A 14609-nucleotide genomic window follows, 5' to 3' on the forward strand; every position below is an offset into this window, starting at 1 on the left:
GGTAAAGTAAGGTCGGGAGGTTCGAAACTCTCGGCCTTTTTTTTTGCCCTCCAAAAACTACAATGAGGGGGTCTTTATGGATAAGCTGATACTTACACTACTGCTTATGTGCATTTTTGCACCTATGCTCAATTGAGTATAGCCGAGGGGTTTTACCCCTTGGCCCCCTTTGTACTTTCCCCCGCACTTTCTAACTTTTCAATACTTTCACGAAGAGTATTTTTTGCATCCTCTACAGCGAAGCCTTGCATGACGATTTTGTAGAGGTTTGGTTTATCTTTTCGCCAATTTCGGAGGGTAGCTGTAGTGATATCTAAAATACGTGCCATATCTTGTTGCGTCAGTTTCATAAAAAAATTCTATTAGAACAAATCTACAAATAAAATTCGAAAAATATTATCTTTTTATCTATTATTATAGATAATATTTTGCTATAATTATTAACATTGGCAAATATTTTTCTAAAAATAGGCGATTGAAGTAAATATATTTGTTTTTATTTTAAAGGAAATTCATGGAACTTGACATTAGATTAAAACAATTAGCAGAACGTATCAAAAACTTGAAAGACAAGATTTTAACGGAAGAAGCGACAAAACATTCATTTATCATGCCTTTTTTGAGTGCATTAGGCTACGATGTATTTGATCCAACCGTTATAGTTCCTGAATTTACAGCAGATATTGGAACTAAAAAAGGGGAGAAAGTTGATTATGCGATTCTTCGTGATGGAAAGCCAATTATTGTCATTGAAGCTAAAAATCATACGGAAAAGTTAGATAATCATAATAATCAGCTAATTCGATATTTCAACGTTACAGATTCAAAATTTGCGATATTGACTAATGGGATAGAGTATCGATTCTTTTCAGATATGGAAGAGACAAATCGTATGGATAAGATGCCATTTCTTGTAATTAATCTTGATAATTTACGAGATCGTGACATTAAAGAACTTGAAAAATTTGCACGTGACAACTTAGATGTTGATTTGATATTGAGCATGGCAAGTGCAAAAAAATATCATCGAGAAATTCAAGCAGTGTTTAAGATAGAAACAGAATCGCCATCAGATGAATTTGTTAAATTTTTTGCACGGAAACTGACAGATAAGATGATGACTGCCGCGATTATAGATGAGTTTAGAGGATATATAAAAAAATCATTTGCAGAAGTTTTACATGATATGGCAAGCGATAAAATTAATGCACTGCAAACAAACCTACAAATTGATTTACCTTTAGATGATCTAACAGTTCAAGAGGATAAAAATCAAATTGTCACTACAGATGAAGAGTTAGAAGGCTACTACATTGTGAAAGCTCTACTTGGAGATTCGACAGATATGGTAAATATTACATTTAAAGATACTGTTAACTATTTCACCATCATGTATCAAGGCAAAGTGACAAAATGGCTTTGTCGTTTATACTTTAATGGAAAACAAAAAGCAATAGCATTTCCAGGGGATGAAAAAGGATCGGAAAATAAAATTAATATTGATAAAGTTGAAGATATTTATGGGCTGAAAATTCAGCTTAAAGAAGCACTTGAAAAACGGTTGGTAGGAAAAGAATAAAAAAAGTCGGAGGGTAATTACTCCCTCGCCCTTAATCTTGCCGCTCCATTGAACGTATGAAAGGTGATACTAGCAAAAAAATTATACCATCAAAAATTGAGAAGCAAAATTTATAGCTAGATTCCCGCCTACGCGGGAATGACGATTTAGACGTGTACCGGCTTAAAGAGTGATTTCATCAGAGGAAACTCCATGATTTTTTCAGGGTTGGTTTCTCCGTTGATATTCACCACTTTGAGACGACCGTAGCCGTTGTTAAAATCGTTCGCTAAATCATATACTATGCCGATAATCGTCAATTTACCGCTTTCAACTTCGGGTTTAAACTCTTTTTGGGCGTACATGATTTGCTGATGAACGTTACTCTGAACGGCAGCGAGCCATTTTGCCTCTTCTGTCCCCATAAGGGAAGTTTTGCGAATAGCGAGGGCTATTGAATCGAGTTCTTTAACGATGTTGGATTCGATGGATGAGTAATCGCTCATCGCTGCTTTGACCGCACCACAACGTGAATGTCCTACAACGATCAATAAAGGGGTGTTAAGATGACGGACACCGTATTCGACACTTCCCATGTTGGAACTGAATTGATTGCCAATGTTACGGATAATAAAAAGATCATTTTCTGCACTGGCATCGAGTGCGTCACTTTGAAAACGGGAATCTGAACATCCGATGACGGTAGCGCGAGGGTGTTGGGAATCTTTGAAATGTTGAAAAAAGGCAGCCCCTTTTTTGTTGACGTAATAATCATTTTGAGAGACAACTTCGGCAAACATCTTTTTTGCCATCTCTTGAAGCTCTCCGGCACTGGGTGCAGCGTGGTGAGCGTCGGATGCAAAAGTGGCATTAGGAGCTAAAATTGCTCCACCGGATGCGAGTGCGAAAAATTTAAGAAACGTCCGTTTATTCATGAAAAAAACCTCCTAAAATAGTGAGGTAGTGTACCATAAAATCAAAACGTTAGTGAACCATTCCCCTCTGCTCCTACTTCATTATCTGAAGGGAGATTGGATGTTTGTTCAAAAGGGTTAGACTCTTCGCTTGGAGCAACGTTCTCTCCGAAGAGTTCCGTGATACTGTCGTTATTTTCGGAAGAGCCCTCGAGTGTTTCTTCTGTTTTCGGTGGTGACATTACCTCTTGGTATTGAGGTATGACTATTCCTCTGCGTTTCATTATTTTATAGATGATACGGGCTCGGTTTTTAACGTATTTTTGGCTTCCCGTAGGGTTGTATTTAATCGGGTTAGGCAATACTGCCGCAAGGCGTGCCGCTTCTCGTCCGGTTAGATTTTTTGCACTTTTATGATAATAATGACGAGCCGCCGCTTCGATCCCGAAAATCCCGTCTCCCCATTCGGCAACGTTGAGATAAATCTCCAAAATACGCCGTTTGGAGAGAGTGTTTTCAATGCGCCACGTAATGATGGCTTCTTTGACTTTGCGTACCGGATTTTTGCTCGGAGAGAGGTAGAGATTTTTAGAGAGCTGTTGGCTGATCGTACTTCCCCCGGCAACGGAACCTTTTTTAAGACTTCGTTCTATCGCATCTTCCATCCCCTTGACATCAAACCCGTCATGGTTCCAAAACTTATCATCTTCACCGATGAGAACGGCTTTGATAACATTGGGAGATATTTTTGTCATGGGGACCCATTTGTGGGTGATCTCCATATCACGGTTTTGTTCAGCCCACTCTTCTTGGCGGTACTCCATAAAAGCGGTAGGGATGGGTTTGATCTCTTTTAAATCGGAAATATTCGGATAGATAAAGTAGCGACCGATATCGATGATTCCTCCGAGAAGGAGAAGGTAAAAAAGCAATTTAAGTTTTGACATCATTAATCCATATTAAGTTTAGGTAGGTGCCATTGTTTGGCATAAGCCAAAAGGCGCAAAAAGATTGCAAAGGTTGCAACACTCGCAACACCCCATGTATTGATCATATCCATTTGGACTAAAACCAAGAGTAAAATCGAAACAATTATGGCAATAGAGCCGTAAAAATCGCTGATAAGGACCGAGGGGACTTGATTGATCATCGTATCGCGTAATACTCCCCCTCCAACAGCGGTGAGAAAGCTCAGGATCATGACACCGAAAAAATTAAACTCCACTTCGATGGCAAGTAAGGCCCCGGTGATACTAAAGGCGACAAGACCGATCGTGTCGGAGATGATAAAAAGCCATTGCCGCTCCAATTGTTCACGACGGTAAAGGCGAAAGGCAAAGGCAAGGAGAATCGTTAGGATAACGGTGATAGCAGGATAGTATTCGTTAAATGCAAAAGGGGTTCGTCCCAAGATAACATCCCGCACAACCCCGCCGCCAAGTGCTGTGAGAGAGGCAGAGATAATCAGCCCGAGCAAATCGAGATTGTTCCGCACTCCGACCAAAAAGCCGCTCAGCGCAAAGGCAACAATTCCGAGAATATCGGCGGCAACGACAAGATCAAACATTGGGTGCGCGGTAGTTTTCTTTGAAGCTGACGTAACGGTGTGCTGAAGCGTACAGTTCGGCAACTTCGTCATCGGTGAGCTCACGAACTACTTTCGCAGGGCTTCCCATAATGAGTGATCGTGGAGGAAATACTTTATTTTTGGTCACCAGCGCTCCGGCACCGACGATGGATTCTTTACCGATCACCGCACCGTCGAGTATGGTTGCGCTCATCCCGATCAGACAGGCATCTTCGATTGTACAGCCGTGCAGCATGACACGGTGCCCTACCGTGACATCATTGCCGATAATGGTTGGATAACCATCGCTCATATCCTCACGCTTGTGATGGGTAACATGCACCATACTCAGGTCTTGGATATTGCTTCGATCACCGATAGAGATAGTGTGGACGTCACCGCGCACAACGCATCCGAACCAGATGCTGACGTCTTCTCCCATCGATACTCGTCCGATCACATCGGCGGAGTCGGCAATCCAAACGCGCTCCTTCATTTCGGGGGCATAATGTAGATAATTTCCGATCATAAATATATCCTTGATTAACTCTCTTTAAATAATCGTGTTGTGAGTTGCTGCACGTAATTTGGAGTCTGTTTTTTGACCGAATTATACACTTTGTTGGTATGGGTTTCAACGATTCCGTGGCTGTCGATCAGATTATGTCCGTCATTCGCTACCTTGGTATATGTCCCATCGCGTTGAAGCTCATGGGCCAGTACATTGTCAGAGGATTGCAATTGCAAAATCTGAATCAGTTTGTTGGACGCTTCTTCCCCTGAAATCGGAGTCAAAAGTTCGATACGGCGGAGAAGATTTCGCGGCATCCAATCGGCACTGGAAATATAGGTCTGTGGCGTTGAGTGTTTAAAATAAAAAATTCGGGCATGTTCGAGGTATTTTCCGATAATGGAGATAACACGGATGTTGTCACTCATCCCCTCTACTCCGGGGCGCAAACAACAGACACCACGGATAATCAGTTGGATTTTGACTCCCGCTTGGGATGCTTTGTAGAGGGCGCGGATGATGTCTTCATCTACGAGGGCATTCATTTTTGCGATGATAACCCCCTCGCTTCCCATACGGGTTTCATTGTGAATCAGAGAAAGGATTTTCGGCTTGATCTGAGTCGGTGCCATGTAGAGCTCGTTCAGTTTCCCTTTTTTACTGAATCCGGTCAAAAAGTGGAAAAATCGGGTCATATCATAGGTGATGGCATCGTTGCTGGTCATGTAGCTGATGTCGGTATAGACAGTTGCGGTCGAGGGATTATAGTTTCCGGTTCCTAGATGGGCGTATTGCTTGAGTTTTCCATCCACACGGCGGGTGATGAGAGCCGCTTTTGCGTGTACTTTAAATCCGGTGATTCCGTAGATAACATGGGCTCCCGCACTCTCTAACGCTTTTGCCCATTGGAGGTTGTTTTCCTCATCAAAACGGGCTCGTAGTTCCACCATAACGGTTACCTGTTTGCCCGATTCGGCCGCTGCAATCAGGGATTGGACGATGACCGATTTGGAGCCTGAACGATACAGTGTCATACGGATAGAAACGACATCGGGATCTTTCGCCGCTGTTTGGATGAGACGAACGATGGGTTCAAAACTCTCAAACGGGTGAAAGAGGACAAGATCTTGTTTGTCGAGAATGGTATAGAGACTCTCATCCGAATCGAGCGGCGGAAGGTTTCTTGGTTTGAAACTTGGACTCGTGAGATGGGCAAAATCTTTATTTCCGACCACCTGCCAGAGGGCACCGAGGTTGAGATAGGTCTGGAACCGGTAGATGTCATCTTTAAAAACATTGGCATGGCGGTTGAAAAAATTCAGCAGATCATCATCGGCATGATTGCTCAGCTCAAGGCGAACGATTTCCCCTTTTTTACGCAGTTTCAGCCCCTCTTCGAGGATCTCCATAAAATCGTCCGCTTCTTCTTCCTCTATGGCGATATCGGCATTACGGGTGATACGGAATGCTGAAAATTTGAGGAGTTCATAACCGGGGAAGAGATCTTGGATATGCTCGGAAACGACACTGCCGATCGGAATATAGATACGGTTGTCGATATCGACAAAACGAGGCAATACACGTGGAATACGGATGATACCGTAACGCTCGACACTTGGATCGTCTTTGTCCCGAAGTTTCACGATTTGCCCGAAACTGAGGTTATTCAAGTGCGGAAACGGATGGGTTGCATCGACGGCGATCGGGACAATAACCGGATAGATGTTTTCTTTGAAATATTTATCCAGTATCTGCTGTTGTTGCGGCGTTACCTCTTTGTACGATTTAAAAAAGATCCCCTCTTTTTCGAGTTTTTCCATAATTCCCAGCAAACATGCTTCTACTTCTTGCTGCTCTTTGTGCAGATAAGAGCGAATTTCGCGTAATTGGTGTAGAGGTGTGAATCGATCCGCCCCCGAGACATTAACCCCTGCGCTGAAAAGTTTTTTTAGTCCTGCGATTCGGATCATGTAAAATTCATCGAGATTCGTTCCGTAAATCGCCAAAAATTTCAGTCGTTCAAAGAGTGGAAGAGATTCGTCTTGTGCCTGTTTCAAGACACGAGTGTTAAATTGGAGCCATGAAAGCTCTCGATTGATGTAAAGTGCTGGATCTTTGTAATTGTTAGGCATGGTTTCTACCGATTTTGGTTTTGTTTGGTCTATTGTTTAACGTGATTATATTATACTTATCGTTACAAAAAAGGAACACTATGTCTACATTTCAAATTTTAATGTTTGCGGCGACACTTTTTTTCGCATATCAGATCTATCGTCACGTCCAAACGTTAGAGGATGAGCCTGCTAAAAGTCCTGAAACAAATGCTGAATCAAATTTCCCGACGGCGGAGATTTTGGTTGAACAAGCCGATAGCGCGTATGAGCAAGGAGAGATCGAACCTGCGAGATTAGCCCTCGAAGAGGCGTCACAGATTGAGCCGAATAATCCTGAAATTTTAAATAAACTTGCATTCGTCACTGCAAAAAGCGGAGACCGTATCAAGGGGATCGAATTGTATGAGCGTTCATTGGAACTCGATGAGAACGATGATCTGACCCACAATGCGATTGCGTCACTGTACCGAGTAGAGATGGCGTATGAGCGAGCACAAGATCATTACCGTAAAGCAATCGAGATTGATGATGAGTATGCGCAGACATTTTACAATTATGCGAATTTATTGGTCGATATGGGCGAAATTGAAGAAGCAAGAATCATGTATAAACGTGCATTGGAACTTCAAAGCGATTTTCCGCAAGCGCGTGAAGCACTCCTTTCGTTAGGGAGCGCTCAATGATTGATGATCAAGCACGTTTAGCGGTATTGATTGATGCGGATAATTCACAACCCTCGATTATTGCGGGGCTTATGGATGAAATTGCGGCGCACGGTATCGCCAGTGTCAAACGAATTTACGGCGACTGGACCGATACCAAACTCAAGGGGTGGAAAAACGCCCTTTTGGAACACGGACTTCACCCGATGCAGCAGTTTGCCTATACGACGGGGAAAAATGCGACCGACAGCGCGATGATTATCGATGCGATGGATCTGCTTTACACGAAAAACTTTGACGGCTTTTGCATCGTCTCCAGTGACAGCGATTTCACCCGTCTTGCCAGCCGGATCCGTGAATCGGGGATCAAGGTTTACGGGTTTGGAGAACAAAAAACTCCCAAAGCGTTTATCGGCGTGTGCGATAAATTTATTTATACCGAAAATCTTCGCCGCGACGCTAATCATAAAGAACCAGTCACGGCAAAAATCAAATCGGATAATAAAGCTCTTCTGGCTCTGGTTCGTAATGCGGTTGAAGATACGACCAATGAAGCGGGATGGTCGTATTTGGGAGCTATCGGGCAAAATTTGATTAACAAATCTCCTGAGTTTGATCCTCGCAGTTACGGTTACAAAAAACTTCTCGATCTGATTGAAGGGTTGGGAGAATTTGACTTTAAGTTCTCTGATCCGCTATCGGGCTCACAGGCGGTGCATGTTCGCCTCAAGCGGCATAAAAGGAGTTATGAAAAATGAGAGTGAAAGAGATCTATACGTACCTCGATGAGCTTTCTCCGTTTGCATTGCAAGAGGGGTGGGATAATTCAGGACTGCTGGTCGGCGATTTTGCCCAAGAGATTACTCATGTGGTACTCAGTATCGACATAGATGAGGAGTTGATTGCATCAATCCCCGAAAATGCCCTTTTGATTACGCACCATCCGATCATTTTCGGCGGACTCAAACAGCTTCAATTTAACCAATATCCGGCAAAGATCGTGGCTCCAATGATCCGAAAAAATATCACCAATATCGCGATGCACACCAATTTCGACCAAACTCACCTTAATGACTACGTTGCAACGGAAGTTTTGGGTTACCCCATTATCGCCAAAGAGGGGTTCGTAGCGTATCTGGGAGTGGATGAGTCGTATGAAACGTTTGCCGCCAAAATTAAAATGGCATTGGGACTTCCCAATACCCGAGGGGTAAAATGTCATGAATATATACGAACCTGTGCTTTAGTGACGGGTTCAGGTGCCTCATTGATGCGTAATATTGAAGCCGAGTGTTTTTTGACCGGGGATATCAAATACCATGATGCAATGGAGGCTAAGGCGCTCGGATTATCGATGATTGACATCGGACACTATGAGAGCGAGCGCTATTTTGGCGAGGTTTTAGGGGGGTATTTGGAAAAATTAGGATTGAGTGTTATAATTTCACCATCTAAGAACCCCTTCACCTATCTTTGAGCTAAAATTAGGTAATCGTGTAACTCCAAAAGGAACCGTATGAACAAACACCTTGAACAATTAATCGAGCTCTCTCATGTTGACAAAGAGATCGATGCGTTTGAACCGCAAATCGAAGAAGCTAATCTTCAGTATGATGCACTTCTAGCGACTAAAAACAGTATCATCAGCGAAATCAATGCGCTTAAGCAAGAGATCAAAGACGAACAGATCAAAAAGCACAAAAATGAGCTTCATCTCGCGGAACTCTCAGCAAAACTTGAAGAAAATAGCCGTAAAAGCGGTGAAGTTAAAACTGAACGCGAAATGAAATCACTTCAACTCGAAGAAGAGATTGCAAAAGAGCAAGTAAGCTTTGCAAATGAAGAGATCGAACGTTTGGAAAAATTGATCGATCACAAACAAGGCAAAATCGATGAACTCGAAAATAAAGCCTCAGAAATCGAAAGCACTCTCACAACCGTAAAAGCCGATGTCGATGTTAAATTAGCACGTATCGATGAAGAGCGCAAAGAAGTATTCGGACGTAAAGAGACATTGGTCGGCGCGATGAACCAAAAAGGGTTATCGTTTTACCAAAAAATCCGCCGATGGGCAAAAAATACGACAGCTGTTCCCGTTCGTAACCAAGCGTGCATGGGTTGTTATATGGCAATCAGTGACAAAGTTTACTCGGACGTTATCAAAGGCGAAGAGATCACAATGTGTCCTCACTGCGGACGTATTTTATTTTTAGAGCCTTCTGACGCTATCGGTGCGTAACGTAGCGTTCGACCTTTTTTATACTGCAGTTGCGGCGTTTTTTTACGTCGTAGCTTTCCCCCTTTTAATCCTTTTTTCATTCAAAAAAAAATATCATGATTCGATTCCTGCACGTTTTTTCGGTATTAAAAATCCTTCTTTTCAACCGCATGACATTTGGTTCCATGTCTGCTCATTAGGGGAGGCAAAAGCGATTGCACCGATACTGGAGCAATTGAGAGGTAAAAAGATTGCGATCAGTGTCATAACCCATACAGGGTATGAGGCAGCATCTAAATACGCCGCACAGGTACGCTATCTTCCCTATGAGATATGGTTATGGTTTTGGATTGAACGACCCAAAACAGTGGTGATATTGGAAGCGGAGTTTTGGTATTTGTTGTTTCGTTTAGCCCGTACAAGAGGTGCTCGTGTCATTGCTCTTAATGCCCGTATCAGTGATCGGAGCTTTCCGAAATATTATCGAATGCGGTGGTTTTACCGAATTTTGCTCTCCCAATGTGATCGTATTTTTTGCCAAAGCAGTGAAGATATGGCCCGCTTTATCGCTTTGGGTGCACGAAATGTTGAAGTGGTGGGGAATATTAAACTCGCCCAAAAGATCGAAGCGACAAAACTCTATCCGAAGCCTGAGGGGACACTGATCGTAGCGGCGAGTACCCATGAAGGGGAGGAAGAGGGGATACTCCGAGGATTTATCGCTTATCGTGACCATAATCCCTCTGCAAAATTGCTTGTGGTTCCGCGCCATCCTGAGCGGTTTGTCAAAGTGGGTGAGCTGATTTCTAAAACGGCACCTGCGATGAGTTTTTCGCGCTGGAGCGAATCGCAAATGATGGACACGGATATTACCCTCATCGATGCAATGGGGGAACTAAACAACCTCTACGCTATCAGTGATATTGCTATTGTAGGAGGTGCATTTGCTCCTATCGGGGGGCATAACCCACTTGAACCTGCCCATTTCGGATGCAAGATTATTAGCGGTGAGCAGATATTTTTGCAGCGTGAGCTGTTTAAATATGTCTCTCATGTGCAGTTTGTATCATTGGAGGGGGTCTTGGAAGGATTAAAGCATGCGGAAGAATTACCACCTTCACAGATCAACGGAAGTGTTGATTTGGAAAAAGTCGTTGAATATTTACAATAAAGATTAGGATAGTTTTAGTGTGAGGGGAGTTCTACCCGAGGGTAGAAAAATTATTTTACTTGGTTCGCCATTCTTTTGAGCTTTTCTTTGTAGGCAGCCATATCAAAATCTTTCACTCTGGCAACACCGTCGGCGATTGCCGCTTCAGCAACCGCATACGATACCCACTCCATCAAACGTTTGTCGAAAGGGGAAGGGATAATATACTCTTTTCCATAGACCATATCGGTTCGGTTGTGTGCTTTTGCAACATAATCAGGTACCGATTCTTTTGCAAGGGCAGCCAAAGCTTTTGAAGCCGCCATTTTCATATTTTCGGTGATTTTCGTTGCTCTAACGTCTAATGCTCCACGGAAGATAAACGGGAAGCCCAAAACATTGTTGACTTGGTTTGCAAAGTCACTTCTGCCGGTACCGATGATGAGGTCATCGCGCACTGATTTAGCGAGATCAGGCATGATTTCAGGTGTCGGGTTTGCGCAGGCGAAGATAATCGGATTGCCTGCCATTGAAGCCACCATCTCTTTGCTGATTTGCTCAGGGCCTGAAAGGCCAAGGAGCATATCGGCATTTTTGGCCGCGTCTTCGGGTGTTCTGTCTTCCGTATCGATCGCATAGGCTTGTTTCTGTGCATTAAGATCCGTTCTACCGCTATGGATAACCCCTTTAGAATCAAGCATAGTGATGTTTTTAACACCAAGCTGTTTGTACATATTGGCACACGCAATCCCGCTTGCACCTGCTCCGATAACGACGACCTTAAGCTCTTCCGCCTTTTTACCGCTCATTTCAAGAACATTGATGAGTCCAGCCGTCGTGATAACGGCGGTTCCGTGTTGGTCATCATGGAAAACAGGAACATTGCAAATTTCTTTTAATCTCTCTTCGATCTCAAAACATCTAGGAGCACTGATGTCTTCCAGATTGATTCCACCGAAAGTATCTGCGATCGCCGCAACCGTTCTAATGATCTCTTCGGTATCTTTTGTATTGAGTTCGATATCGATGGCATCTACATGAGCAAACGACTTGAACAATACGCATTTGCCCTCCATTACAGGTTTGCCGGCCAAGTGTCCGATATCACCAAGGCCCAGAACGGCTGTTCCATCCGAGATGACAGCTACCAGATTCCCTTTGTTGGTGTAATCGTATGCGGTATCGATATCTTTTTCGATTTCAAGACATGGATAGGCAACACCCGGACTGTATGCCATAGATAGCTCTTTTATAGTATCACAAGGTTTTGTGATCAGTGTTCCTATCTTGCCGTTTGTATCAAATTCATTCTTGGCAAAATGGTATTCGAGTGATTCTTCCTCAAAAGTCGACATCTATTCTCCCTATATTAACTTATAATAATCATTATAGCTTTAAAATTTTAGACATCAAGAATTTTGATACTTATAGTAACATACACTTATATTTAGTTTCAAATAGTAACATAATAGATCTGAGCAAACGGTCGTAGTCTGTTTTTATGACTTACCTGTATTGAAGCACTATCATGGTAAAGTTTCACAAATAAACAGTTAGGGTGTATAGCTACATTACACCAATATTCAGCGGAGAATGAAAATGGAAAAACCAAAAGCGTATAAGCTCCTAGCAGAGCAAGAGGGGATATCCAACTCTGAGGCCAAATCACTGATTGACCGAGGTTTGGTTTATGTCGGAAATAACAAGGTGATGATTGCACGGGGTGAGACTAGTCCCAAAACGATTTTTATCGTTCAAAAAGTGGAAAAAGTACGTCCAATTTTTGAAAACGATGATTTGATTGTTGTCGATAAGCCGGCATTTGTTAACTCCGATGAGATTGAGCGACAGTTTAAAGGCTCTCAATTGCTACATCGACTCGACCGTGAAACAAGCGGTGTTTTGATGCTCGTTAAAAACGAAGAGTTCCGCCTTAAAGCGATCCAAGAGTTTAAAAAAGACAATGTTTACAAAGAGTACGTTGCGTGGGTAGAGGGATTGGTGAGTGAACCGTTTGTGATCGATCAACCGCTTATTACCGAGAAAAAAGGGAACAAAGCTTATACGAAAGTTGCTAAAAATGGCAAACCTGCGATTACGGAAGTGACACCACTGGAAGTATCAGGGAAAAAGACCAAGGTACAGCTCATTATCCATCACGGACGAACCCATCAAATCCGTGCCCACATGAAATATGCACAGCACCCGATTATCGGGGATGAGAGCTACGGCGGACGACAGTCGAAGCGCGTAATGCTTCATGCGAAAAAAGTGATATTGCTCGGGCAAACATTTGAAGCACCGGAACCGAAGGTATTTGGACACTTCGGTAGTTAATTACGAATACTCTAATTGTAATTGAAGAAAAAATTAAGTATAATTCGGAAATTTTTATACCCTGTAGAACCATTATTTAGGAGTTGAAGTGTTTGATACACTAACCGAATCGTTTACATCAGCCATACGCAAAATCCGTTTTCACGACGATGAAAAGGCGTTGACCAAGGCACTCGGCGAGCTTAAAAAAGCGTTGCTCAAAGCCGATGTGAATCATAAAGTCGTTAAAGACCTTATCGATTCGGTTGAACTTCAAACCAAACAAAGCGGTATCGGGAAAGATCAATTCCTCGATGCACTTCGCAAATCGTTGTATGCCCTTTTGGATGTCAAAGGGAAATCAGGATTTGTGTACGCTCCGGTATCTCCGACCGTCATTTTGATGACGGGATTACAGGGTTCGGGTAAAACGACGACGACGGGTAAACTTGCTAATTGGCTTAAAACACGTCAGAAAAAACGGGTATTGGTTGTTGCGGCAGACTTGCAGCGTCTTGCGGCGGTTGAACAACTCCGCCAAGTGTGCGCTTCTATCGAAGTAGAACTTTATGCCGATGATGCAAGTAAAAATCCGGTTGAAGTGGTTAAAACAGCATTGGCTCACGCAAAAAATGCACTTGTCGATGTTGTATTGATTGACACCGCCGGACGTTTGGCGATTGATGAAGAGTTGATGGGTGAATTGGCGGAAGTGAAAGCCGTTGCCAACCCGCATGAGATTTTCTATGTTGCCGACTCACTCTCAGGTCAGGATGCGGTTCGTACAGCGGCTACCTTTAACGAAAAGATCGGAATCGATGGGGTCATCCTCACCAAATACGATGGTGATTCCAAAGGGGGCGTTGCGTTAGGTATCGCTTCCCAGATCCAAGTACCGCTTCGATTTATCGGTGCGGGTGAGAAGATGGAAGATCTCGAAATCTTCCTCCCGGATCGTATTGTTAACCGTCTGATGGGCTTGGGCGATATCGAAGGGCTTGCTGAGCGAACGGCATCCGTTATCGATGAGAAACGGGCAAAAGCCCTTACCAAAAAGATCAAAAAAGGGGAGTTTAACTTTAACGACTTCCTAGAGCAGATGGAGAGTCTCAAAAAAATGGGGAGTATGAAATCCATAATGGGGATGATCCCCGGAATGGGCGGCATGGCCTCTGCGCTCAAAGATTTCGATTTGGAAAACTCATCTCAACTCAAGCAGATCAAAGCATTGGTTTCTTCGATGACGGTGAAAGAACGCGAAGATCCTGAGTTGTTAAATAACAGCCGAAAAGCCCGTTTGGCTAAAGGGTGCGGTTTGGATATTATCGAAGTGAACCGTATCTTGAAGCAGTTTAAAAATGCCTCTAAAATGGCAAAACGGTTCTCGGGCAAATCAGGGATGAAAGACCTTCAGAGTATGATGGGTCAGATGCAAGGTGCGCGTTTACCGCGTTAACTTTGCCAACGTCAAATGTTAAGGTGTGCACTCGTAATGAGTTTACTCCTTAGCATTTGAAGAAGCTTAGAGGTTTTTCTTTTACTTTTGTGGGTAAAACACTCTTCTAAACTTCTTGGTGCAACAAAACATTTAAAGGACAC

Annotated in this window: 15 protein-coding genes; 8 read left to right on the forward strand and 7 right to left on the reverse strand. The window is 43.2% G+C overall.

What is annotated here, in order from left to right; all coding sequences use genetic code 11:
• Nucleotides 1-152: 152 nt before the first annotated feature.
• Complete coding sequence (locus B649_RS02480; protein WP_015652923.1) at nucleotides 153-350, reverse strand: hypothetical protein; 198 nt, start codon at nucleotides 348-350, stop codon at nucleotides 153-155.
• 164 nt (nucleotides 351-514) lie between these two features.
• On the opposite strand from B649_RS02480, the gene B649_RS02485 reads away from it, so the two are divergent.
• Nucleotides 515-1579 (forward strand): type I restriction endonuclease, encoded by a 1065-nt coding sequence (locus B649_RS02485; protein ID WP_015652924.1) that lies wholly within the window; start codon nucleotides 515-517, stop codon nucleotides 1577-1579.
• A gap of 146 nt (nucleotides 1580-1725) precedes the next feature.
• Here B649_RS02485 and B649_RS02490 read toward each other — a convergent pair whose 3' ends face one another.
• From B649_RS02490 to B649_RS02510, 5 genes are read right to left on the reverse strand one after another with little or no spacing between them, the layout of a single operon-like run.
• A complete protein-coding gene (locus B649_RS02490) occupies nucleotides 1726-2493 on the reverse strand; it encodes a carbonic anhydrase (protein ID WP_015652925.1) in 768 nt (255 codons plus the stop codon).
• 41 nt (nucleotides 2494-2534) lie between these two features.
• Complete coding sequence (gene mtgA, locus B649_RS02495) at nucleotides 2535-3419, reverse strand: monofunctional biosynthetic peptidoglycan transglycosylase (RefSeq protein ID WP_015652926.1); 885 nt, start codon at nucleotides 3417-3419, stop codon at nucleotides 2535-2537.
• A 2-nt stretch (nucleotides 3420-3421) separates the two neighbouring features.
• Complete coding sequence (locus B649_RS02500; protein WP_015652927.1) at nucleotides 3422-4039, reverse strand: TRIC cation channel family protein; 618 nt, start codon at nucleotides 4037-4039, stop codon at nucleotides 3422-3424.
• Nucleotides 4032-4568 (reverse strand): gamma carbonic anhydrase family protein, encoded by a 537-nt coding sequence (locus B649_RS02505; protein WP_015652928.1) that lies wholly within the window; start codon nucleotides 4566-4568, stop codon nucleotides 4032-4034. The genes B649_RS02500 and B649_RS02505 overlap by 8 nt, the downstream gene beginning before the upstream one ends.
• Nucleotides 4569-4582: 14 nt before the next feature.
• Nucleotides 4583-6682 (reverse strand): RNA degradosome polyphosphate kinase, encoded by a 2100-nt coding sequence (locus tag B649_RS02510; protein ID WP_015652929.1) that lies wholly within the window; start codon nucleotides 6680-6682, stop codon nucleotides 4583-4585.
• Nucleotides 6683-6762: 80 nt separating this feature from the next.
• Between B649_RS02510 and B649_RS02515 the strand changes: the two genes are divergently transcribed.
• Genes B649_RS02515 through waaA form a run of 5 tightly spaced genes read left to right on the forward strand, consistent with a single transcriptional unit; the run spans nucleotide 6763 to nucleotide 10715 of the window.
• A complete protein-coding gene (locus B649_RS02515; protein ID WP_015652930.1) occupies nucleotides 6763-7347 on the forward strand; it encodes a tetratricopeptide repeat protein in 585 nt (194 codons plus the stop codon).
• Nucleotides 7344-8084 carry an NYN domain-containing protein gene (locus tag B649_RS02520; RefSeq protein WP_015652931.1) on the forward strand — a complete coding sequence of 247 codons (741 nt, stop codon included), beginning with the start codon at nucleotides 7344-7346 and terminating at the stop codon, nucleotides 8082-8084. Before B649_RS02515 ends, B649_RS02520 begins: the two co-directional genes overlap by 4 nt.
• A complete protein-coding gene (locus tag B649_RS02525) occupies nucleotides 8081-8803 on the forward strand; it encodes a Nif3-like dinuclear metal center hexameric protein (RefSeq protein ID WP_015652932.1) in 723 nt (240 codons plus the stop codon). The genes B649_RS02520 and B649_RS02525 overlap by 4 nt, the downstream gene beginning before the upstream one ends.
• Before the next feature lie 39 nt (nucleotides 8804-8842).
• Nucleotides 8843-9565 (forward strand): zinc ribbon domain-containing protein, encoded by a 723-nt coding sequence (locus B649_RS02530; RefSeq protein WP_015652933.1) that lies wholly within the window; start codon nucleotides 8843-8845, stop codon nucleotides 9563-9565.
• Nucleotides 9558-10715: a lipid IV(A) 3-deoxy-D-manno-octulosonic acid transferase gene (gene waaA, locus B649_RS02535; protein ID WP_015652934.1), complete on the forward strand. Its 1158-nt coding sequence runs from the start codon at nucleotides 9558-9560 to the stop codon at nucleotides 10713-10715. Before B649_RS02530 ends, waaA begins: the two co-directional genes overlap by 8 nt.
• 50 nt (nucleotides 10716-10765) lie before the next feature.
• On the opposite strand, the gene B649_RS02540 is transcribed toward waaA, so the two are convergent.
• Nucleotides 10766-12049 (reverse strand): malic enzyme-like NAD(P)-binding protein, encoded by a 1284-nt coding sequence (locus tag B649_RS02540; protein ID WP_015652935.1) that lies wholly within the window; start codon nucleotides 12047-12049, stop codon nucleotides 10766-10768.
• A gap of 244 nt (nucleotides 12050-12293) precedes the next feature.
• On the opposite strand from B649_RS02540, the gene B649_RS02545 reads away from it, so the two are divergent.
• Together B649_RS02545 and ffh are read left to right on the forward strand one after the other, a co-directional pair.
• A complete protein-coding gene (locus B649_RS02545; RefSeq protein ID WP_015652936.1) occupies nucleotides 12294-13031 on the forward strand; it encodes an RNA pseudouridine synthase in 738 nt (245 codons plus the stop codon).
• Between the two features lie 88 nt (nucleotides 13032-13119).
• Nucleotides 13120-14466, forward strand: a complete 1347-nt coding sequence (gene ffh / locus B649_RS02550; protein ID WP_015652937.1) for a signal recognition particle protein — start codon at nucleotides 13120-13122, stop codon at nucleotides 14464-14466.
• Nucleotides 14467-14609: the final 143 nt, after the last annotated feature.

The organism is Candidatus Sulfuricurvum sp. RIFRC-1 (assembly GCF_000310245.1).
Taxonomy (GTDB): Bacteria; Campylobacterota; Campylobacteria; order Campylobacterales; family Sulfurimonadaceae; genus Sulfuricurvum.

Excerpts from the sequence above, each read along its gene's own strand:
- B649_RS02480 (WP_015652923.1), bottom strand. The coding sequence starts at position 350 with ATGAAACTGACGCAACAAGATATGGCACGTATTTTAGATATCACTACA.
- B649_RS02485 (WP_015652924.1), top strand. The coding sequence starts at position 515 with ATGGAACTTGACATTAGATTAAAACAATTAGCAGAACGTATCAAAAAC.
- B649_RS02490 (WP_015652925.1), bottom strand. The coding sequence starts at position 2,493 with ATGAATAAACGGACGTTTCTTAAATTTTTCGCACTCGCATCCGGTGGA.
- mtgA (WP_015652926.1), bottom strand. The coding sequence starts at position 3,419 with ATGTCAAAACTTAAATTGCTTTTTTACCTTCTCCTTCTCGGAGGAATC.
- B649_RS02500 (WP_015652927.1), bottom strand. The coding sequence starts at position 4,039 with ATGTTTGATCTTGTCGTTGCCGCCGATATTCTCGGAATTGTTGCCTTT.
- B649_RS02505 (WP_015652928.1), bottom strand. The coding sequence starts at position 4,568 with ATGATCGGAAATTATCTACATTATGCCCCCGAAATGAAGGAGCGCGTT.
- B649_RS02510 (WP_015652929.1), bottom strand. The coding sequence starts at position 6,682 with ATGCCTAACAATTACAAAGATCCAGCACTTTACATCAATCGAGAGCTT.
- B649_RS02515 (WP_015652930.1), top strand. The coding sequence starts at position 6,763 with ATGTCTACATTTCAAATTTTAATGTTTGCGGCGACACTTTTTTTCGCA.
- B649_RS02520 (WP_015652931.1), top strand. The coding sequence starts at position 7,344 with ATGATTGATGATCAAGCACGTTTAGCGGTATTGATTGATGCGGATAAT.
- B649_RS02525 (WP_015652932.1), top strand. The coding sequence starts at position 8,081 with ATGAGAGTGAAAGAGATCTATACGTACCTCGATGAGCTTTCTCCGTTT.
- B649_RS02530 (WP_015652933.1), top strand. The coding sequence starts at position 8,843 with ATGAACAAACACCTTGAACAATTAATCGAGCTCTCTCATGTTGACAAA.
- B649_RS02540 (WP_015652935.1), bottom strand. The coding sequence starts at position 12,049 with ATGTCGACTTTTGAGGAAGAATCACTCGAATACCATTTTGCCAAGAAT.
- B649_RS02545 (WP_015652936.1), top strand. The coding sequence starts at position 12,294 with ATGGAAAAACCAAAAGCGTATAAGCTCCTAGCAGAGCAAGAGGGGATA.